This is a genomic window from Lacrimispora algidixylanolytica (genome assembly GCF_003609635.1).
GTDB classification, from domain to species: Bacteria; Bacillota; Clostridia; order Lachnospirales; family Lachnospiraceae; genus Lacrimispora; species Lacrimispora algidixylanolytica.
The window spans coordinates 224,217-245,240 of sequence record NZ_MCIA01000030.1; the positions used below are offsets into that span (position 1 = coordinate 224,217).

Consider the following 21,024-nt stretch of genomic DNA (forward strand, 5'->3'; position numbering starts at 1 on the left):
ATATTTCATTTCGCTACAGACTAAATTATAATTTTAGCATGTATTGTTTTTATATCTAATTCAACGTAAGAATATCTATTCTGAATGTAATATTCTCCTTGTACTCTATCTTCCTTTTATCGTTTATTTTTTATGATTTGTAATAGCATCTTTATTGGAAGTAATAAAAGTAAGATATAAGGGTCTTATTACGAAATGAACTAAAAACAAGATTAAAATGAAAATGCCTTGAAAATGTCTATCACAGACAAAATCAAGGCATTTTATAAGAATTGAATTTCGGAGTCACTTTCTAGCAAATATTGTTTTAAATCCTTGTATACAAATACTTCCAAGATTACATTCTAATCTATACTTAAAATTTTATTGATGAAAAAATGGATTAAATCCTGATTTATTTTTTTCAACTAATTCTTCATAATGATCAGGTATTATTCCTAATTTTTCATAGAATTCATCATCAAAAATAAAAATTTGTAGGTTTTTTTTCTTAATTATTTTATATGCATTTTCTATAATTTTACCAATGGCTCCTGGATTGTCAATATCAAATGGTTTAGATATATGATCTAAAACTAAAATTGGAATAATTGGGTATTTCTCCTCTCTAATAAGTAATTCCAAAAAAGCCAAATAACCACTAAGTTGTATTAATGTGTGTCTTGCTAAACTTCCTGTAGGTTGAATAGCATCAATATTTATTTCCTTACCGTTATGATCCCTCCCCTTTTTTATATTCATTGTCTTTAGCGAATTTCCTCTTTTAAAATATTTTATATTAAAAGTTTCATCTTTGAAATCTTGTTCAATAATATCAGAAACACCTATTGCACTCTTATACAGTGAGGTTATAAAATCTGATATTTTTTTTATTTTTTTTTCATCATCTGCATTTGATAGATTCTTAATATCATTTCTTAATTCATTAGCTCTTTTTTTCATACTATCAAGCTCATCATTATCAAATTCTTCTATATCGGAAGCAATACAATCTTCAATTATAGCAATAACCTTTGCTTTTTCATCTAATTGAAATCTAATATATTTATTGTTACTTCTCAGTATTTCTTCTTTCACTTTATCTCGCTGTTGCCTTAATTTTTTTACGGTTTCATCGCTTATAACGTATTTATTAAAAGTGATGCTATTTTTAAGCTCATCAACTAGAGAAATTAGAGGTTCTATTAAATAGTTAAAATCCTCTCTTTCAGCAATAATGCCATGTAAATTATTTAGTAAAACTTTTCTATTTTCATTTTCATGTTGAATAGTTTTCATTTCAGCTTTTCTATAATCATAAATTTTTATTTGATCGTCGATATTATTATAGATTACTTCTAATTCTGAAATAGGTTGACTTTCTATTGGATTTTTAGAATTTATCATATTTTTCATTTCGAAAATTTTATTAGATATTTCTTCTTTGTTATTACCATTATACACGATGTTCAAATTTAGTTTTGGTAAATTCATATTAATTTTTTGTCTGTTTAAATTATTTTTTACAGATATGCTTTCTAGCCCACTTATATCTTTTTTAAGTTTTTCTAACTCCTTTTTTAGTTTAAAGAGTTTTTCAGTGTTTCGATTAAAGATAAAATTCAAAATTGAAGTCATTTTTATCGAATATTTTAAATCACTACATTTATCAAAAAAGTCAATTAAATTGCCTTGTCTTATTTCGCCTAAAAAGCTAAATACTGTAAATGTTCTATAGGTTATATTTTCATCTGCAAAATCATGTAATCTTCTTAAATTATCTTTATCAATAGCAAATACTGCTTCAAGTCTATCTCTATATTCAGATAAACTAATTGGTTCTTTATCTTCTTCATCAAAATAAGAAAAATAATTAACAGAAGTTTTCATGGTTCTTGTTATTCTGTATGTTAAGTTATTGTATGTAAATTTCATTATTCCCTTTTTCAAAGTGCCATGATACCATGGGCATTCACTCAAATCATATGATGATCCAAACATAAAATCTAAAAACTTATAAAACTCTGTTTTACCAGAACTATTTTTTCCTTTTATATAATTTAAACCTTCATTAAATTCGTAAGTAAATGTTTGCTCATCAGTACTTATCAATGTAAGTTTTTCTATATTAAACATTAGATATCACCTCTTTCATAAACTGTCTATCTGAAATATCTCTACATTTATTTATTGCATTCTCAATAAATATATTTCCATAACTTAAAATAGCTTGCTGTTCATTATTATATATTAATTCATTACCATTAATTATTAATTGTCCATTTGTTATAAGTAAATGTATAGCTTTAGTTATATATTCAATACTTTTACAATAATCATGATAATTACCTGTGATTTGAGAAATACATTTTAACAATATATCTACAGATGTATTACTACGATATATATTTTCATAATTGAAGTTACTTTTATTAAGTAAATATGCAAAGAAAAGAGTTTTATTAACACTTAAATTCTTATGCACACCAATAATCTTAATAACTATATGGCAATATTTTGAAATTAAAAGAACTTCCATTTTTTGTGTATTAGTACTCATCTTTAACGTCCTTCCAAGATATTAATAATTTTTTCTCAATATCTTCCTTTGTTAAATGAATTGCTGAACCATAATAAATTTGTTCATTCAAAGTATATGAGTTTCCCCTTTTTTTAGTTTCATCTAACCTAAAAAACGGTTTGTCATTATTAATGTTATTCAGATATTCTTTAGCATCTGTAAAATGACTATAGGTTGTATCTTCAATAGTATCTATTTTATATTTCTTCATATTCTCTAAGTTTCCAAGCTTATAATCATTATAATATTGTTCATAAACAAGGTGTTCTTCGATTTTATTTTCAGAATAAAAGCATGCACACAATTGTTTATATTGTCTCGACATAGCTATTTCAGTATCTTTCAAACTAATATGATTTAAACTCTTAAAAATACTAAAATCCGTATATATTTCTTTATCAGAGATATCTTGACATATCTCCTCTAAAAAGTGGATAAGATCGTCATATTTACATGTATATGATTTATTTTTGACTACACTCTCCATTATTTCACAAGTAATTTTAGAAAGTAAAGCCTTTATCCTACATTCATATACCTTTGAATTAACGCTTGGTTTATGAAATGTTTTTCCATATACTTGATTTAGCATTTCATCCATATCAACTATTTCTTTAAATTCATAATTAGCTCTTATATTATTATAAGCATTTTCAAATTTAGAAAAATCATTATCAATTATATTTTTAATCTGACTTTTTAACGATTTAACGTCTTCGTTCGATTGTACTATTTCATCATAAATTGTTAAGGCAGATTTATCGAAAATCAAATCACTATTATTATAACTACTATCCATTAATAAAATATAATTGGTTATTGGGTCATCAGACATTTCTAGTAATATCCAGTTATATAAAAGCTGCTTGAAGTCTTTTGCATCCAATTTTTTCTTTTTAACTTGAATAGCTGTAATTCCTTTCGAGGTCTTTAATAAGCTATTAAAATCTACACATTTTTTATCAATATATTCTAAGTCATCAGGTTTATATTTTATAGCAACATCTTCAAAAGTCTCATAACCTATCTCCATATTATCTTGTAATTTTTCTAAATAATAAACAAAAACTTTAATCTGATATGCAAATCCACTTAAACTACTTATGCCTCCATTACTTGCCATAGCAACTCCTCCCCCTATTAAAAATCAACTGTTATTATTTATATTTTGACTAATAAAAAAAATATTTTTATTTGTTTATAAAAATCCAGTATTAATTTATTATACTACACGTTTCCATATTAAACATCCCATTTTTTATAATTAATTTGTTATTTTTGTCAAATTACGACAGATAGAGCATCTTTATAATTATTTATTAATTGCGAAAAGCCCTCACACTAACTTTTCAGTTAATATAAGGGCTTTCATGTTATTCTCAGAAAAAAATATAACAATTTTTCATCTTACTTATTTGCTAGTGCTGCCTGTGCTGCTGCGAGCTTTGCAATTGGCACACGGAATGGAGAACAGGAAACGTAGTCCAGACCAATCTTATGGCAGAATTCTACAGAGGAAGGATCACCGCCGTGCTCACCGCAAATACCGATGTGCATATCAGGACGAACACTTTTTCCTAACTTAATAGCAGTCTCCATCAGCTTTCCTACACCGATTTGATCCAATTTGGTAAATGGATCATTCTCAAAAATCTTAGTGTTATAATAAGCATTTAAGAATTTACCAGCATCGTCTCTAGAGAAACCATAAGTCATCTGTGTCAGATCGTTGGTTCCAAAGCAGAAGAACTCGGCATCCTTTGCAATATCATCTGCCATAAGAGCTGCTCTTGGAATCTCAATCATAGTACCTACTTCGTATTTTAGATTACTGCCAGCGGCTGCAATCTCTGCATCGGCTGTCTCAACAACAATATTCTTAACAAACTTAAGTTCTTTTTCATCGCAGATAAGAGGAATCATAATTTCTGGACAAACATTCCAGTCCTCATGAGCCTTCTGAACATTGATAGCGGCCCGAATTACTGCTTTGGTTTGCATTCTTGCAATCTCAGGATATGTAACGGTCAAACGGCAACCTCTGTGTCCCATCATTGGGTTGAACTCGTGAAGGGAGTTAATAATATTCTTAATCTGTGCCACTGTCTTACCTTGGGCATCAGCAAGCTTTTTAATATCTTCTTCATCCGTTGGAACAAACTCATGAAGTGGTGGATCCAGGAAACGGATGGTAACAGGATTTCCTTCCAATGCCTCATACAGTTTTTCGAAATCTCCCTGCTGTACCGGAAGGATTTTTTCAAGAGCAGCCTCTCTCTCTTCCACTGTATCAGAGCAAATCATCTCACGGAATGCATCAATTCTGTCACCTTCAAAGAACATATGCTCTGTTCTGCAAAGACCAATTCCCTCTGCTCCAAGCTCTCTTGCTTTTTTGGCATCGGCTGGAGTGTCAGCGTTGGTTCTTACTTTCAATCTTCTATATTTATCAGCCCAAGCCATAATTCTTCCAAACTCTCCCACAATTGTAGCATCCATTGTAGGAAGGACTCCATCATAGATTTTACCGGTAGAGCCATCAAGAGATAACCAGTCACCTTCGTGGAACTCTTTTCCTGCCAGGGTAAACGTCTTATTATCTTCATCCATAGAAATTTCAGAACAGCCAGAAACACAGCAGGTTCCCATTCCACGAGCGACTACGGCTGCGTGAGATGTCATTCCACCACGTACCGTTAAGATTCCCTGAGCCGCCTTCATACCTTCAATATCTTCTGGTGAAGTCTCAAGACGCACTAAAATAACCTTCTCACCTTTTTCGTGCCAGCATTTTGCATCATCGGCATTGAATACAACCTTACCGCAGGCGGCTCCAGGTGAAGCTGCAAGTGCTTTCCCAATCGGTTCTGTATTCTTTAATGCCTCACTGTCAAACTGTGGGTGGAGAAGGGTATCTAAGTTTCTTGGATCAATCATCTTGACCGCTTTTTCCTCTGAAATCATTCCTTCATCAACCAGGTCACAGGCAATGGTTAAAGCAGCCTTTGCGGTCCGCTTCCCGTTTCTGGTCTGAAGCATATATAATTTCGTATCTTCAATGGTGAATTCCATATCCTGCATATCTCTGTAATGATCTTCCAACTTGCCACAGATCTCTACAAATTTATTATAAGCCTCTGGCATTACTTCCTTAAGCTGATCAATCTTTCTTGGAGTGCGGACACCTGCAACTACATCTTCCCCCTGGGCATTCATTAAGAACTCTCCCATTAGATGTTTTTCTCCAGTTGCTGGGTTACGGGTAAATGCTACACCAGTTCCTGATGTTTCTCCTAGATTTCCAAAGACCATCATCTGAACATTAACTGCAGTACCCCAAGAATAAGGAATATCGTTATCGCGTCGATATACGTTGGCCCGTGGATTATCCCAGGAACGGAACACTGCCTTAACTGCCTCCATAAGCTGTGTCTTTGGATCATCTGGGAAGTCTTTGCCTATTTTAACTTTGTACTCTTCTCGGAACAGATAAGCAAGTTTTTTTAAATCATCCGCTGTCAAATCTACGTCTTCCGTGATTCCTTTTTCTTTCTTAACTCTGTCAATCAATTCCTCAAAGAACTTTTTCCCAACTTCCATAACAACATCAGAAAACATCTGGATAAATCTACGGTAACAATCCCATGCCCATCTAGGATTTGATGATTTAGCAGCCAAAACCTCTACTACCTCTTCATTCAAGCCAAGGTTTAAGATGGTGTCCATCATACCAGGCATGGATGCTCTTGCACCGGAACGAACAGAAACTAGGAGAGGGTTTTCTTTATCGCCAAACTTTTTCCCTGCAATCTCCTCCATCTTCTCGATGTATTCCATGATTTGACCCATGATCTCATCATTGATTTTTTCGCCGTCTTCATAATACTGGGTACAGGCTTCTGTTGTAATGGTGAACCCCTGAGGTACTGGAAGACCCAAATTCGTCATCTCTGCCAGATTGGCCCCCTTGCCCCCTAAGAGATTCTTCATTTCAGTATTGCCCTCGGTAAACAGATAAACCCATTTTTTTGCCATAAGTAAAGTTCCTCCTCGAAAATATGTTGGATAGTTTACTCTTCCACTTGATCCTTATAAGGAAAAGTCATGCAAATATTATAACATAAAAAGAGTACTAGTAAATAGGTTTTCCCAGTTTTTTATATATTATTTCGTCATTTTTCGATACAATTCTACTTTATTCGATCTTATAGTCTGTCTTTTTCTCATATGCGATTTGTAGTCGCATATGCGATTTTGTTATAATTTTATCCATTTTTTTATATTTATTATGAAGCTTCCAATAATTGGAAGTGACAAAATTAGTAAAAACCGTATAATAAGCTAGGAGATATAAAACCGTGATTTTTTGCTATTGTTTTTCATTAAAATAACAACGAATAAGATTGTCTACAGAACAAAAATATGATACATTATTGTTATCTCTGAAAAACAATCGATAACAGGAGGAAACAAGTATTATGAAAAAGAGAGCATTAGCATTGGCTATGGCAGTTTTAATGACTGCTACATTAAGCGCATGTGGTTCTTCTAAGCCAGGTACTGCAGCTACTACAGCAGCACCAGCGGAAACCACAACTGCCGCCGAATCCAAGGGAGATACTTCAAAGAAGACTGACTCATCCACTGGATACGAGATTGCATTGGTTACAGACCTTGGAACTATTGATGACAAATCATTTAACCAGGGTGCTTGGGAAGGGTTGAAAAAGTATGCAGAGGAGAAAGGTGTTTCCTACAAATACTATCAGCCACAGGAAGGAACGACTGATTCCTATCTTGAGACCATTGGTCTTGCTGTTGAAGGCGGAGCAAAGCTTGTTGTTTGCCCAGGATTCTTATTTGAAGAACCAGTTTTCCTAGCACAGGATCAGTACAAAGATGTTCATTTCATCCTTCTTGATGGAGAACCTCACAATGCTGATTATTCAGAAAAGAGAATTGAAAAGAATGTTATGCCTATCCTTTTCCAGGAGGACGAGCCTGGTTTCTTAGCTGGCTACGCTGCTGTTAAAGATGGCAATACAAAGCTTGGTTTCTTAGGCGGAATGGCTGTTCCTGCTGTTGTTCGTTTCGGTTACGGATTTGCAGAGGGTGCTGACTATGCAGCAAAAGAATTAGGCATTGATAATATCGAAATCATGTATAACTACACTGGCGCATTCGCTGCTACACCAGAAGCACAGTCTATGGCTGCTTCCTGGTTCCAGAATGGCACTCAGGCTATCTTTGGATGTGGCGGTGCTGTAGGTAACTCCGTTATGGCTGCTGCTGAAGAAAAAGGCGGTAAGATGATCGGTGTTGACGTTGACCAGAGCTTTGAATCTCCATCTGTTATCACCTCTGCTATGAAACAGCTTTCAGTTTCTGTTTACGATGGTGTAAAGGCTCATTTTGATGACAAGTTCCCAGGCGGTAAGACAAGCATCTTCTCCGCTAAGAACGACGGTATCGGCCTTCCAATGGACACTTCTAAATTTACAAAGTTTACAAAAGAAGACTACGACAAGATTTTTAAAGAGTTAAAAGATGGCAAGGTAACACTTGTACAGCCTTCTCAGGATAATAACAATCCTACTGTTGACTTAAAGCTTGAAAAAACAACAATTAAATTTGTAGAATAATCTGCAAAAACGCCCTGTGGGCATACCACAATGCTCGTAATAGGAGCAGATAGGAGGAAGGGAGATGCCGTTTGTTCACCAGTCAAAAAAGACATGGTTTCCTACGGCATCTCCCTTCTTCGTTTTTCGATAAAAATTCGTTGCATATTTTAAAGAATTGGTACCGGGTCCCATAGTCAGGTACCGTAGTGAGGGGGATTTTATGGACTATATTATTGAGATGCTACACATCACAAAGGAATTTCCCGGTATCATCGCCAACGATGACATTACACTGCAGTTAAAGAAAGGCGAGATACACGCCCTGCTTGGTGAAAACGGCGCGGGGAAATCCACTCTTATGAGTGTCTTATTTGGTCTATACCAGCCAGAAAAGGGCGTCATTAAGGTACGGGATAAAGAAGCAAAGATTACCGGACCAATGGATGCCAACACACTGGGAATTGGCATGGTTCATCAGCATTTTAAGCTGGTTGAAAATTTTACCGTACTGCAGAATATCGTTCTGGGTATGGAGACAACAAAGCGGGGCTTTTTAAAGATGGATGACGCCCGCAAAAAAGTAATGGAGTTAAGTGAAAAATATAAATTATTTGTCAATCCGGACGCTCTTATATCAGATATTACGGTAGGTATGCAGCAAAGGGTTGAGATTCTTAAAATGCTTTACCGTGATAACGAAATCATGATTTTTGACGAACCAACTGCGGTTTTAACCCCTCAGGAGATCGATGAACTGATGCAGATCATGAGAGACCTTGTAAAAGAAGGAAAATCCATACTGTTCATCACTCACAAGCTCAATGAAATCAAGGCGGTTGCAGACCGTTGCAGCGTCCTGCGCCGCGGTAAATATATTGGAACTGTTGACGTAGCGGATACCTCAGCAGCAGAAATGTCTGAGATGATGGTAGGCCGTAAGGTAAATCTGACCGTTGAAAAAAAGCAGTCCTCTCCTGGTGATGTAGTGCTTGAAATTAAGGATCTTTCCGTGGAAGCAAAACGGGAAGGACAGAAAAAGAAATTGGTTCATGATGTTTCCTTTCATGTGAGCAGAGGCGAGATCGTCTGCATCGCAGGCATTGACGGAAACGGCCAGACAGAACTTATCCATGCCATTACCGGTATCTCTGACATGAGCTCCGGAACCGTTTCTATAAACGGGGAAGACATGTCGAAAAAGAGTATCCGTTATAAAAACACACATGGCCTGTCTCATATCCCGGAAGACCGCCACAAACATGGTTTGGTGCTGGAATATAACCTGGCTTACAATGTGATTCTTCAGGAATATTTTCAACCTAATTTTCAAAGCGGTACTTTTTTAAAGAATGATAAAATTTATGAATATGCAGAAAAGCTAATTAAGGATTATGATATCCGTAGCAGTGAAGGTCCTTTTACTATCACTCGCAGTATGTCAGGCGGCAACCAGCAAAAAGCTATCGTTGCCAGAGAAATCTCTAAATCTCCTGACATTCTTTTAGCCGTTCAGCCTACAAGAGGTCTTGATGTAGGTGCGATTGAGTACATTCACAATCAGTTGATTAAGCAGAGGGACGCTGGTGCTGCTATCTTATTAGTCTCCCTGGAATTAGATGAGGTAATGAATTTAAGCGACCGAATATTAGTCATGTTTGAAGGCGAGATTGTCGCTGACTTAGATCCAAAGAGTGTAACAGTTCAGGAACTGGGTCTTTACATGGCAGGCGCAAAGAAAGAAGGTGAGTAGTCATGAAACAAAAATCAACGAAGAATTATACTGGCATCCTCTCTTCCATTTTTGCCATTGTTTTAGGACTGATCGTAGGTCTTATCGTCTTGTTTTTCTGCAATGCACAACAGGCACTTCCGGGATTTGCGACGATTTTAACCGGAGCATTTACCCATGGTGCAAAAGGTGTTGGCCAGGTGTTTTATTATGCCACTCCTATTATTTTAACCGGTCTATCCGTAGGGTTTGCATTTAAAACTGGACTTTTTAACATTGGAACTCCAGGACAGTTTATTGTAGGTGGATTTGGTGCGGTATACGTAGGAATCCTCTTCACCTCTTTGGGGCCAGTTCATTGGATCGCAGCTCTTCTTACCAGCGTGGCTTTTGGCGCATTATGGGGACTTGTTCCAGGACTTTTAAAAGCTTATTTCAACGTAAATGAGGTTATTGCTTCTATTATGATGAACTATATCGGAATGTATCTGGTAAACTGGATCACAAAAAGCTACAAACCACTGTTTAACAACCTGCGCAATGAATCCCGCAATGTGGCAGCTTCTGCCAATATTCCGAAGATGGGTCTTGATAAGATCTTTCCAGGCTCCAGTGTCAATGGAGGCATCATCATTGCAATCCTAGTCGTAATTTTAATCTGGCTAATCTTAAATAAGACTACCTTTGGTTATGAATTAAAGGCGGTAGGCTTTAACCGGGACGCCAGCAAATTTGCAGGTATCGATGAGAAAAAGAGCATTATTTTTTCCATGATGATCGCAGGTGCTATCGCTGGTCTGGCTGGCGGCTTACTGTATTTGGCTGGAACCGGAAAACATATTGAGATCAAGGACGTACTTCCTTCGGAAGGATTTACTGGAATCTCCGTGGCATTGCTTGCCTTAAATAATCCAATCGGAATTCTTTTCTCTGGTATCTTTATTGCTTACTTAACGGCTGGCGGATTCTATCTGCAGTTGTTTGAATTTTCAACGGAAATTATCGATATTATCGTAGCTGTTATTATTTACTTTAGTGCCTTTGCTTTAATGGTGAAACTTTTAATTAACAAAATTAATGGCAGAAAGGCAACCATATCAGAACAATCTAGGGAAGGAGGAAAGAAATCATGAATGTCGTTTATTTTATCTTCCAACAGACCATGTATTTCATGATCCCCCTTATGATCGTAGCTCTGGGTGCTATGTTTTCAGAGCGAAGCGGAATTATTAATATCGCTTTAGAAGGAATCATGACCATGGGTGCTTTTACTGGAGTTCTGTTTTTAAGCTTAACAGGCGGCAACTTTAGTGGACAGGGACAGCTTCTTATTGCAGCCGTAATCTCCATGGCTACTGGTATGGTATTTTCCCTCCTCCATGCCTACGCTTCCATTAACATGAAATCAGATCAGGTAATCAGTGGTACTGCTCTTAACATGTTTGCACCTGCATTTGCCATCTTTGTGGCGCGTGTTATCCAGGGTGTTCAGCAGGTACCATTTAGCAATACCTTCCGTATTGTCTCTGTACCAGTGTTAGGAAAGATTCCTTTTCTCGGGCCTCTTCTGTTCCAGAATGCATACGTTACAACCTATATTGGAATCGTTATCTTTGTTTTATCCTATGTAGTACTTTATAAAACCAAGTTTGGTCTTAGACTTCGCTCTTGCGGTGAACACCCTCAGGCGGCTGATGCGGCTGGTATTAATGTTTATCGCATGCAGTATGCAGGTGTTCTCATTTCCGGAGCTCTTGGCGGACTTGGCGGACTTGTGTTCGTGGTTCCCACCTCCACTAACTTTAATGCAGATGTAGCTGGTTACGGATTCCTGGCTTTGGCTGTACTCATCTTTGGACAGTGGAAACCGGTCAACATTATGTTTGCCTCCCTGTTCTTCGGACTGATGAAGGCAGTGGCATCTGCTTATTCCGGAATCCCATTTTTACATGACCTGGGGATTCCAAGTTACTTTTACAAGATGGTGCCTTATATTATCACACTGATTGTACTGATCTTTACCTCCAGAAACTCACAGGCTCCTAAAGCAGAGGGTATTCCTTATGATAAAGGGCAGAGATAGTAAATTGGATTTGGTATGTTGATCGAATTATCATAAAGAAGAACCTTGGATTGTCTTTCAGACAATCCAAGGTTCTTTTTTTGTGCTGCTTGTGCTTCCATTTATCGAACACCTATTTTTTTACCCCGTCTGATAGTGCCGTCACTGTTCCATTCTGTATAGACGTATGGGCCACCGTCAGTAGTCCCATTTTCCGTAAAGTTATGCATGACATCATTGTAGATGTAAGGGCCGGCTACCATTTTCAAGGTACTGGTGTTAAAGTAATAGACATTGCCATTAATCTTCATAATACCACCATGAAGTTCACCGGTGTCAGACGCATAATACCAGGTGTTATCCCTTTGAATCCATCCGGTACGCATAAGCTGGTCATTGCCAAAGAAAAACCAATGGCTTTTATAGTTGACCCAGTTATTGATGCAGTAATCCCCAGAACCCCACTGGTACTTTACCCCCTGCGGTGTGGTCACAAATCCTTCCGCAAATGAAGACATTGCGCTTCCTATGGACAAGACCATAGATAGTGCTGTAACTACTAAATACTTTTTTTTCATAGGTTAAACCTCCTTCTAAATGCAATTGCATTTGGATTTAGCTAAAGTATATAACTGGGCCAATTTGAAGTCAACGATGTTTAGGTAAACGTAAAGATTAGTAAATCTTTTGTAAATATTTGACAGTAAAAGTATATATCCTTAAGAAAACTGTAAATATTTTCCTTTCGAACAATAAAACATACAATAGCTCAGGCCAGGACCTTTTTGCTCCATATCATTCTTCAAGGTCTCTTATGTACTCTTAAATTTTGCAATATGCAGGCGTACTCATTTCAGGAGCTTTAGGCGGTCTTGGCGGTCTTGCAAATTGACTGTTGTAAAATAAATTGGTATTAGTCGTATATGGTATAGAAATGCTTATGATAAAAAAAGAACCTTGGAAATGTCTTTGAGACAAACCAAGGTTCTTTTTTTGTACATATTTTCCGTTGATACGATATAAAGGCTTGATGATTCGACTTAACGAATACCAATTTTTTTACCCTGTCTGATGGTGCCGTCACTGTTCCATTCTGTATAGACGTATGGGCCACCGTCAGTAGCTCCATTTTCAGTTAAGTTATATGTATTACCATTGTAGGTGTAAGGGCCGGTTACCATTTTCAGGGAACTGGTGTTAAAGTAGTAGACATTGTCATTGATTTTCATGATTCCACCCTCAAGCTCACCAGTATCAGTTGAATAATACCAAGTGTCATCCCTTTGAATCCATCCGGTACGCATAAGCTGGTCATTGCCAAAGAAGAACCAATGGTCTTTGTAGTTGACCCAGTTATTCGTGCAGTAATCGCCAGATCCCCATTGGTACTTGACCCCTTGTTGTGTGCTTACAAATCCTTGTGCATACGAGGACATAGCACTGCCTATAGATAAAGCCAATGATAATGCTGTAACTATTGAATATTTTATTTTCATAGATGACATCTCCTTATAAATATATTGTTTATTTTTTTATCTAACTTGAGTATACACCCAAATTCACATAATGTCAATAAAGTTTATTCATTCATGACAATTAATAAAATAGTTGCAGTATTTTGAAATCTCAAATATATCTCTTTTATAAGTCTGAATATTATTTAATTTTAGCACAATACAATATACAATATTCTGGTTAGAGGTATTTTTATATCACTTCATTCTTTAAAGTCTCTTATGTACTCTTAAATTTCTATTCCCTGATTACTGGATCATTCACTGGCCAGTCAGGTGTCCTTCCAGAAAGCACCAGATCGATCTGAGATGCAGCCTGGACTGCCATTTTAATCATGCACTCTTTGGTATTGGAAGCCATATGTGGAGTGACCACTGCATTCTCCATAGTGAGTAAGGGATTTTCTCTGGCTGGGGGCTCCTGTTCCAATACATCGGTAAACACACCGGCTATTTTATTCTGTTCCAGTGCCTCAATTAAATCCGCCTCACGAACCACTTCACCGCGGGCACAGTTGATTAAATATGAAGTGTCTTTCATCATGTCAAATTCCCTGGATCCCACTATTCCATTGGTTTCTTCGTTGAGAGGGATGTGCAAGGAAATAAAATCTGACTCTTGAAACATTTGTTCCCAATCTACTAAGGTCACATAGTAAGGTACCGTTTCTTTTGCAGCGTGGGGAGCATATGCGATTACTCTCATGTCGAATGCCAGGCTGGCTTTTCTCGCGACTTCTCTTCCAATGCGACCCAGCCCGATGATTCCCAGCGTTTTTTGATATAGATCCACGCCTTTATGGCTGTTCCTAAAATAGAAATCCCCTTCTTTTAATGCTTTATTTAACAAAAAGGTTCTTTTGGCCGCCGCCAGGATTGCACCGATGGTAAACTCTGCTACGGTATTTGTTGTGGAATCCGGTGCATTGGTGACCCATATCCCTAGTTCATTTGCTGCCTGGATATCCACATTATTATATCCTGCACCATGCCTTGCCACTACTCGTAAGTGCTTACCTGCCTCCAGCACTGCCTGACTGATTTTAGCCATGCGAAGAAGGATGGCATCGCAATCTGCCACATCACGCATTAAATCCGCCTCTGTTATTCCGCTTCCCATCTTAATTTCATATCCCCGCTCCAGCAGATATTCCTTTCCTTCTGCTGCAATATCCTGTGGAATCAATACTTTATAGCTCATGGCAAACACTCCTTTTTTCTGCCATTTTACTACATCAGAATCTATCTGTCCATTGGAATGCATTGCATGCCTTCGTCCCCTGACTGGATTAGGGAAACCAAATAAAAGGGGGTATCTTTTTCCTCCACTTCATTTATAATCTCGATCTCAATTACATGCTTCCCTGGTTTTCCATGGTGAAGAAGGGTGGTTATAACCAGAGAGTCCCCCCAGTCCTCGTTAAAATTCCCATCAAGAATTATTTTATGATCCCGGTCTCCATCAAGATATGCCGCTGCCACTGGCGCAGGCTTATTTACGGTTCTTCGATACTGTATTCCAAGGCAGCTTCCTTTTACCTCGAACCCGATGCGGTTTCCTATACGAAAACCAATCCAGCCCCCTTTAAAAACATCCGTCACTCCAATTTTTTTAGAATAATCCGGAATAAATCCTTTGCAATAAAGAGGACTTGTATTATTTTTAATCCGGCTGGCTTTTCTGTAGCTGCAATCCGTTAAAGCAGGTGACTGAACTATTCGGTTTGGCCTATCTGCAATATTAGGCTCCATTCTCCTTATTTCTTCCAGAGCCCGGGTGATTAAGTCAGCAATGCTTCTATGCCCTTCATCATTTGGGTGCAACCCATCTAAAGTTATCTGATTTAAATCCCTTTTGCCATCTAATATGTCCTGATAAAGAGTTTCTTTTACAGAAATGTAAGGAATTAAGTAATGGTCCAGGATTTTTTTGTGACGTTCAAATGCTGATCTTCCATCGTCATAATATGCATTGCAAAGAGCCATGACACCGGGGCTTGTGGGATGGGATAATATTCTTAGAATCAAACTTTCATATGTTTCCATGAAAAAATCCGTATTCTCATCATTTACCGTAAAATCCAAAATGATAAAATCAGGACTGTATTTAAGAACATCTTCCTGGACCCTGACGGCGCCAAATAAAGAACTGGTGCCTCCAATTCCGGCATTGATATAAGTAAAGCTGGCATTGGGAAATGTTTTCTTCCACCACTCAAATACCAGATACGCATAACAGGAGGAGGGCACGGAGGCTAAGGACCCCTGTGTTATGGAGCCACCTAGAAATGCCAGCACAACATTCTTTCCATGCTCGGCTTTTTTCGCTGCCCTTATAATCCGCTCCGGATTTCCCATATAAGTTCCCTGTAATTTCATCCCTTTCCTCCTGTCATATATTGTTTAAGATGTTCTCTTTCAACCTTTTAAGCTTCTCACCAGCATCTTTCATTGATTTGCCTTTTACTCCAAAATAAAACTTGATTTTAGGCTCTGTTCCAGAAGGACGGATGCAAAACCAAGCATCTTCGGATAATAGGAAACGCAAAACATTGGATTTGGGGAATTTTCCATTTACCCCATCTCCGGTTTCATAATCTTCCTTTCCTATTACCTCAAATCCGCCTGCCATCTCCGGTGGATTGGTACGAAAGGATTCCATGATATGCGTTATTTTAGCAAGACCATTTTCTCCTTTTACAGTTATGGATTCCATTGATTCCTGATAGTAGCCAAACTCCTCATAGAGCTTATTTAACGCTTTCCACACGGAGCTTCCCTTCGTCTTATAATAAGCCGCCGCTTCGCACATAGTCATAACTGCGGATATGGCATCCTTATCCCTTACACAGGTTTCTACGAGACAGCCACAACTCTCTTCAAATCCAAACTGATAAACCTCTTCCTTAGAAGATGATTCAAAACATCTCATCTGCTCTCCAATGTATTTAAATCCGGTCAGCACCTCAATCAGCTTCATTTTATATTTTTCTGCCAGTGGTTTTGCCATCTGTGTGGTCACAATGGTTTTAATGATTGCGCCATTTGAGGGGAGACATCCTGTTTCTTTTCTCCTAAGGAGTAAATAACTGCAGATAAATATTCCTGACATATTTCCGGTCAGGCGGTGATATTCTCCCGTTTCATCTTCCCGCACGTAAACCCCCATTCGGTCTCCATCAGGGTCCGTGCCAAAAACAAGATCTGCCTTCATCTTCTCTGCCAGCCCTAGAGCCAATGTAAACGCACCTTCCTCCTCCGGGTTCGGTGATTTTACTGTTTTAAAATCACCGTCTGGCTCCATCTGCTCCTCTACCACAAACACCCTGGTAAATCCCAGATGGGATAAAAGGTGCCTTACCGGCAGATTTCCAGTGCCGTGGAGAGGGGTGTATACAATGGTTACCTCATTTGCTGCCTGTGTTAAAGCATTGGGAGATAACACCCATTGATTCATTTGTTTTATGTACTCATCTTCCAGCTCATTTCCAATCCAATGGAGCAATCCCTCTTTTTCAGCTTCTTTTTCTGACAGCCTTTTAATAGTACCGTAATTCGTTATCTGTGCTATAAACCGGCCAATCTCCTCATCTAATGGTGCTGTGATTTGACCACCATCTTCCCAATACACCTTATACCCATTGTATTCCGGGGGATTATGGCTGGCTGTTATGACAATTCCAGCGGCAAGGGAAAGGTACCGTATGGCAAAGGAAAGCAATGGAGTGGGGGTCAACCTAGAAAAAAGATAGACCGGAATCTGATTTCCAGTCAAACATCTGGCTGCCTCTCTGGCAAATTCCTCGGACATATGCCTGGAATCATAGGCAATACCAACTCCCCTACCCCATTTCTCCTTCTCCTTTAAACAATTGGCAAGTCCTTGGGTTACTTTTGCGACTGTATAGAGATTCATCCGGTTTGTGCCCGCCCCCATCACACCTCTCATGCCTCCTGTGCCAAATTTTAGTTCTGTAGAAAAACGGTCTTTTATTTCTTCTTCCCGGCCCATAATTTCTTTTAACTCTTCCTTTGTATCAAGGGAAAAGAAAGGGCTGGTGCACCAGAATTCATATTGATCCATGTATGTCATAATCTACTCCCCATTGAACTAGCATCAGGAAAAGGATTCATCCAGCCATATTTCTTCTCCCAAACCAAGGATGAAGCCTGACAGCTCTTTGGCCATTTCCTCCGCTTCTGAAATTCTTATATGCCCCGGTGTCCCGCTTCCATTTCTGCGATAACAAAAGTGATACACATCTTCATCCTGAAGTCTTTCCCATACCTGTTCTATGGCTTTGTCCCAGCTATCATGATGGCAAAGTATGGTTGTGGTTAAGACAATAACTGCCTTAGGATAAACTTGTCTCAGTTTCCGTATAAAACTCTCATAATGATCCTTCCATTCCAAAGCCTTTTGACCATTATAATTCTCCTTCATAAAGTCTTCTGGGTGACTGTCGTTTTGTCCCAAAGCTACGATAACCACATGAGGACGATAATCCTTAAAATCCCACAGACTGTTTCTGCCAATTGCCGGATGATACTGGACCTTATCATAGACCCATTCCATGCCAATGAGTTCCGGCGGTTCAAACCAGCCCATTCCATTCATTAGGGCAATTCCTCCCTGGGAGATATTATGAAGCAGAGAACCTAGCTTTCTGGCGGTTATCCATGGATAGGAATACCAGCTGTTAGAGTATTCTCCCTGATGAAACGGATCTTCCTGCCCCACATAATCGATGGCTTCTGATACCTCTCCTGCACTGACAGAATCACCATAGACCTCTATCCTACGTTTGGATAAAGGTTCTGACTCCACAAGGAATCCACCTTCTGGAAGGAGAAACCCCTCTAAGGAAAATGTATGGCAGGAATCCTGACGTTTAAATAGAATGAGGCTATGCCTTCCCTCCTCCAATTCCTTCCCCAGACAAAGACTGGTTTTTCCTTCCTTTAAAAGACCAGCCTTCATTTGCTCTCCATCTAAGATCCAACCGATATAATTTTCCCAGTATACCGAGTGGTTTTCCAGTAGGACTAAAATGCTCTTTCCCACGAAATCAAGGGTTACAAAGCTGCATGGATAAACAAATTCCGGCCTTCCCTTATCATCCATTCCGATTCTTCCGCAGTACTTAAGAAAGGGATGGTCTGCTGCAATTTCAACATCATTCATGCCTTAGCAACTCCTTATTTTTATGAATCAATGCGATTCTTTGCTTCACGCAGTCTGCACTTCTTAAGGGATCTTCTGGAGTTTTAAATACATAATCCACCAGCTTTTCCACAGTAGTGACTGCTACGTGAATTCTGGTATCTGAGGAAGCATAATAAAGATATACCTCTCCATTCTCCCTGGCAATGGCCCCGTTCGTAAACACCACATTGGAAACGTCCCCTACCCGCTCTCCTTCCCGGGGTCCAAGTAGAAAGCCGGAAGGCTGTGCAATCACTCTGGAAGGCTCCTTTAAATCTGTTGCAAAGGCATAGAGCACATACCTGAGTCCTGCTGCCGTGTTCCTGACTCCATGGGCAATGTGGATCCAGCCTTTGGACGTTTTAATGGGTACCGCTCCCGCTCCATTTTTGGCTTCTGTAATGGTATGGTAGCGGCGCCTGCTGGTTATGATCTCCTTATCTATTACTCCATGGCAGATATCTTTGCAAAGTCCAAAGCCGATCCCCCCGCCATTTCCTGTATCAATAAAATCATCCATTGGTCTGGTATAAAAAGCGTAGTAGCCCTTAACAAATTCCGGATGAAGCACCACATTGCGCTGCTGGGAGGAACGAAGAGTCTTTAGATTATCAAGCCTCTCCCAGACTCTTAAATCCTTTGTCCTTACAATTCCTGCGGCGGCTACTGCTGCAGATAGATCAGTGGAGGACTCATCATGGCTTTCGGAGCAGAATACCCCGTAAATCCACCCATCTTCATGTTTTGTAAGCCTCATATCATAAACATTGGTTTCCTCAGGACATGTATCAGGGAGGCAGACCGGTTCATACCAAAACCGGAAGCCATCGATTCCATTCTCACTTTCCGCCACTGCAAAAAATGATTTCCTATCGTTTCCCTCCACTCGCACCACAAGATAAAACGTTCCATCTAATTCAATGGCACCCGCGTTCATCACAGCATTGATTCCAAGACGTTCCATAAAAAAGGGATTGGTATTCCAGTCAATATCATACCTCCATGTCAAGGGGGCATGCTCCCTGGTTAACACCGGGTATTCGTACCTATCATAAATCCCATTATATCCGTCACTTTTTACATTTTTGCGTTTTAGTAAAAGTTCCTGTCTATTTCGTTCTTTTTTATAACAGGGATGAATGATTCCCAGCCTTTTTATGACCTCCATGCACATTCGTCCATTGTGATACGGACATTTCCAGGGCTCCACGATTGGATCCTTTTCAGAAGGGGTTTCTCCCCCGCAAAGCCTTAAAAACCATTCCGATCCAGGTCTTTTATCCACCAACCGATCCTTTATGTACTCCCAGATATCCTTTGCAGCCACTAGAAACCTGTTATTTTCCGGTTCTTTTTCCCATGCATTTATAAAGCCCACCACAGCTTCTGCCTGGACCCACCAGATCCGGTCCTTATCTTCTGCTCTGTTATCACATTCATTCATTAGACTATGATCTTTATAAGCTTTTTTATAGATCTCCTCTGCCAGTATTTTAGTAACAGGAAACAGCTTTTTCTCATACTCCTTATCCTTTAACACTTCTACGCAGCGGTCAATCAACCAGGAGGATTCAATATCATGGCCGTAGGAATGAAGATCTATAAGAGAATTCCAGTTCTGGTCAAAGAATACCTCCTGACGTCTTTTCTCGGGATTATAGACATGGTCCGCAAATCCATCTAAAATATATTTTAACCGTTCTTCCACTCTGGGAGCATGATCCACACGGTAAAGCTCCGTATACGCCTCCATAACATGCAGCAGAGTATTCATGGTCTTTTCTGCCATCACTCCATGTTCCGAAAGTTTTTCGTTGATTACCGGATGAAAGTAACGATCATAAGCCTCGCCGTACCCGTCTCCATTCTGGCAGGAATCTTCTATCTGATCAAACAGCTCATAGGCAAAACAAAGCGCCTCCCGGTTGCCGGAAGCCTCATAATAGGAAGAAAGGGCGTAGACCGCAAATGCCTGGTTATAAGTGTGTTTTGTCTGGTCCTTTGGACTTCCATCGTAATTGACAGACCAGTATACGCCTCCAGCCTCCCGGTCCAGACAGTGATCCTTTAAAAACTCATACCCATGGCGTGCATAGGAAAGAAGTTCATTCTGTTTTAAGGTGATACAGGCATTGGAAAAAAACCAGAGGATCCTGCTGTTTAAGATCACTCCTTTTTCTGCCTTTTTATCCACCTTAAGATCATGGCCTACATACCCAAAGTAACCTCCGTAATCATCATCCTTTAACCCTTCCCAAAACGGAAGCAGCTTATGTTCCAGATGCTCCCGCATTTCTTCTGCCATTGTTCCCTTCATGTCATCCTCCCT

At 38.8% G+C, this 21,024-nt stretch carries 15 protein-coding genes and 1 pseudogene; 4 read left to right on the forward strand and 12 right to left on the reverse strand.

Features of this window, described 5'->3' with window-relative positions; all coding sequences use genetic code 11:
* Positions 1 to 363: 363 nt before the first annotated feature.
* From BET01_RS21890 to ppdK, 4 genes are all read right to left on the reverse strand, one after another.
* Positions 364 to 2,115 carry a hypothetical protein gene (locus tag BET01_RS21890; protein ID WP_207667630.1) on the reverse strand — a complete coding sequence of 584 codons (1,752 nt, stop codon included), beginning with the start codon at positions 2,113 to 2,115 and terminating at the stop codon, positions 364 to 366.
* Positions 2,108 to 2,539 carry a hypothetical protein gene (locus tag BET01_RS14990; protein WP_120197610.1) on the reverse strand — a complete coding sequence of 144 codons (432 nt, stop codon included), beginning with the start codon at positions 2,537 to 2,539 and terminating at the stop codon, positions 2,108 to 2,110. Before BET01_RS14990 ends, BET01_RS21890 begins: the two co-directional genes overlap by 8 nt.
* On the reverse strand, positions 2,529 to 3,683 hold the full coding sequence (locus BET01_RS21895) for a hypothetical protein (RefSeq protein WP_207667631.1): 1,155 nt from the start codon (positions 3,681 to 3,683) through the stop codon (positions 2,529 to 2,531). The genes BET01_RS14990 and BET01_RS21895 overlap by 11 nt, the downstream gene beginning before the upstream one ends.
* 284 nt (positions 3,684 to 3,967) lie before the next feature.
* Positions 3,968 to 6,595 (reverse strand): pyruvate, phosphate dikinase, encoded by a 2,628-nt coding sequence (ppdK, locus tag BET01_RS15000; RefSeq protein WP_120197611.1) that lies wholly within the window; start codon positions 6,593 to 6,595, stop codon positions 3,968 to 3,970.
* A gap of 443 nt (positions 6,596 to 7,038) precedes the next feature.
* Here ppdK and BET01_RS15005 point away from each other — a divergent pair, with 443 nt between their 5' ends.
* The 4 genes from BET01_RS15005 to BET01_RS15020 all read left to right on the forward strand — a co-directional run bounded on the left by BET01_RS15005 (position 7,039) and on the right by BET01_RS15020 (position 11,996).
* Positions 7,039 to 8,202 (forward strand): BMP family lipoprotein, encoded by a 1,164-nt coding sequence (locus tag BET01_RS15005; protein WP_120197612.1) that lies wholly within the window; start codon positions 7,039 to 7,041, stop codon positions 8,200 to 8,202.
* A 202-nt stretch (positions 8,203 to 8,404) separates the two neighbouring features.
* Positions 8,405 to 9,934 carry an ABC transporter ATP-binding protein gene (locus tag BET01_RS15010; RefSeq protein WP_120197613.1) on the forward strand — a complete coding sequence of 510 codons (1,530 nt, stop codon included), beginning with the start codon at positions 8,405 to 8,407 and terminating at the stop codon, positions 9,932 to 9,934.
* A gap of 2 nt (positions 9,935 to 9,936) precedes the next feature.
* A complete protein-coding gene (locus BET01_RS15015; RefSeq protein WP_120197614.1) occupies positions 9,937 to 11,046 on the forward strand; it encodes an ABC transporter permease in 1,110 nt (369 codons plus the stop codon).
* Positions 11,043 to 11,996, forward strand: coding sequence for an ABC transporter permease (locus BET01_RS15020; RefSeq protein WP_120197615.1), 954 nt, complete (start codon positions 11,043 to 11,045; stop codon positions 11,994 to 11,996). Before BET01_RS15015 ends, BET01_RS15020 begins: the two co-directional genes overlap by 4 nt.
* Positions 11,997 to 12,097: 101 nt before the next feature.
* On the opposite strand, the gene BET01_RS15025 is transcribed toward BET01_RS15020, so the two are convergent.
* The 8 genes and pseudogenes from BET01_RS15025 to BET01_RS22440 all read right to left on the reverse strand — a co-directional run.
* Complete coding sequence (locus tag BET01_RS15025) at positions 12,098 to 12,553, reverse strand: hypothetical protein (protein ID WP_120197616.1); 456 nt, start codon at positions 12,551 to 12,553, stop codon at positions 12,098 to 12,100.
* A gap of 462 nt (positions 12,554 to 13,015) precedes the next feature.
* Entirely contained in the window at positions 13,016 to 13,471 is a 456-nt protein-coding gene (locus BET01_RS15030; protein WP_120197617.1) for a hypothetical protein, read from the reverse strand.
* A gap of 256 nt (positions 13,472 to 13,727) precedes the next feature.
* Complete coding sequence (locus tag BET01_RS15035; RefSeq protein WP_120197641.1) at positions 13,728 to 14,690, reverse strand: hydroxyacid dehydrogenase; 963 nt, start codon at positions 14,688 to 14,690, stop codon at positions 13,728 to 13,730.
* Between the two features lie 41 nt (positions 14,691 to 14,731).
* On the reverse strand, positions 14,732 to 15,868 hold the full coding sequence (locus BET01_RS15040) for an SGNH/GDSL hydrolase family protein (protein WP_120197618.1): 1,137 nt from the start codon (positions 15,866 to 15,868) through the stop codon (positions 14,732 to 14,734).
* A gap of 13 nt (positions 15,869 to 15,881) precedes the next feature.
* A complete protein-coding gene (locus tag BET01_RS15045; RefSeq protein ID WP_120197619.1) occupies positions 15,882 to 17,582 on the reverse strand; it encodes a phospho-sugar mutase in 1,701 nt (566 codons plus the stop codon).
* A gap of 24 nt (positions 17,583 to 17,606) precedes the next feature.
* On the reverse strand, positions 17,607 to 18,674 hold the full coding sequence (locus tag BET01_RS15050) for an SGNH/GDSL hydrolase family protein (RefSeq protein ID WP_120197620.1): 1,068 nt from the start codon (positions 18,672 to 18,674) through the stop codon (positions 17,607 to 17,609).
* A complete protein-coding gene (locus BET01_RS22435) occupies positions 18,667 to 19,863 on the reverse strand; it encodes a glycoside hydrolase family 130 protein (protein WP_408610172.1) in 1,197 nt (398 codons plus the stop codon). The genes BET01_RS15050 and BET01_RS22435 overlap by 8 nt, the downstream gene beginning before the upstream one ends.
* Positions 19,864 to 19,929: 66 nt before the next feature.
* Positions 19,930 to 21,012 (reverse strand): annotated as a pseudogene (locus BET01_RS22440) (AGE family epimerase/isomerase); the annotation flags it as partial.
* Positions 21,013 to 21,024: the final 12 nt, after the last annotated feature.

Excerpts from the sequence above, each read along its gene's own strand:
- BET01_RS15025 (WP_120197616.1), bottom strand. The coding sequence starts at position 12,553 with ATGAAAAAAAAGTATTTAGTAGTTACAGCACTATCTATGGTCTTGTCC.
- BET01_RS21895 (WP_207667631.1), bottom strand. The coding sequence starts at position 3,683 with ATGGCAAGTAATGGAGGCATAAGTAGTTTAAGTGGATTTGCATATCAG.
- BET01_RS21890 (WP_207667630.1), bottom strand. The coding sequence starts at position 2,115 with ATGTTTAATATAGAAAAACTTACATTGATAAGTACTGATGAGCAAACA.
- BET01_RS15005 (WP_120197612.1), top strand. The coding sequence starts at position 7,039 with ATGAAAAAGAGAGCATTAGCATTGGCTATGGCAGTTTTAATGACTGCT.
- BET01_RS14990 (WP_120197610.1), bottom strand. The coding sequence starts at position 2,539 with ATGAGTACTAATACACAAAAAATGGAAGTTCTTTTAATTTCAAAATAT.
- BET01_RS15050 (WP_120197620.1), bottom strand. The coding sequence starts at position 18,674 with ATGAATGATGTTGAAATTGCAGCAGACCATCCCTTTCTTAAGTACTGC.
- BET01_RS15020 (WP_120197615.1), top strand. The coding sequence starts at position 11,043 with ATGAATGTCGTTTATTTTATCTTCCAACAGACCATGTATTTCATGATC.
- ppdK (WP_120197611.1), bottom strand. The coding sequence starts at position 6,595 with ATGGCAAAAAAATGGGTTTATCTGTTTACCGAGGGCAATACTGAAATG.
- BET01_RS15015 (WP_120197614.1), top strand. The coding sequence starts at position 9,937 with ATGAAACAAAAATCAACGAAGAATTATACTGGCATCCTCTCTTCCATT.
- BET01_RS15045 (WP_120197619.1), bottom strand. The coding sequence starts at position 17,582 with ATGACATACATGGATCAATATGAATTCTGGTGCACCAGCCCTTTCTTT.
- BET01_RS15030 (WP_120197617.1), bottom strand. The coding sequence starts at position 13,471 with ATGAAAATAAAATATTCAATAGTTACAGCATTATCATTGGCTTTATCT.
- BET01_RS15010 (WP_120197613.1), top strand. The coding sequence starts at position 8,405 with ATGGACTATATTATTGAGATGCTACACATCACAAAGGAATTTCCCGGT.
- BET01_RS22435 (WP_408610172.1), bottom strand. The coding sequence starts at position 19,863 with ATGGAGGTCATAAAAAGGCTGGGAATCATTCATCCCTGTTATAAAAAA.
- BET01_RS15040 (WP_120197618.1), bottom strand. The coding sequence starts at position 15,868 with ATGAAATTACAGGGAACTTATATGGGAAATCCGGAGCGGATTATAAGG.
- BET01_RS15035 (WP_120197641.1), bottom strand. The coding sequence starts at position 14,690 with ATGAGCTATAAAGTATTGATTCCACAGGATATTGCAGCAGAAGGAAAG.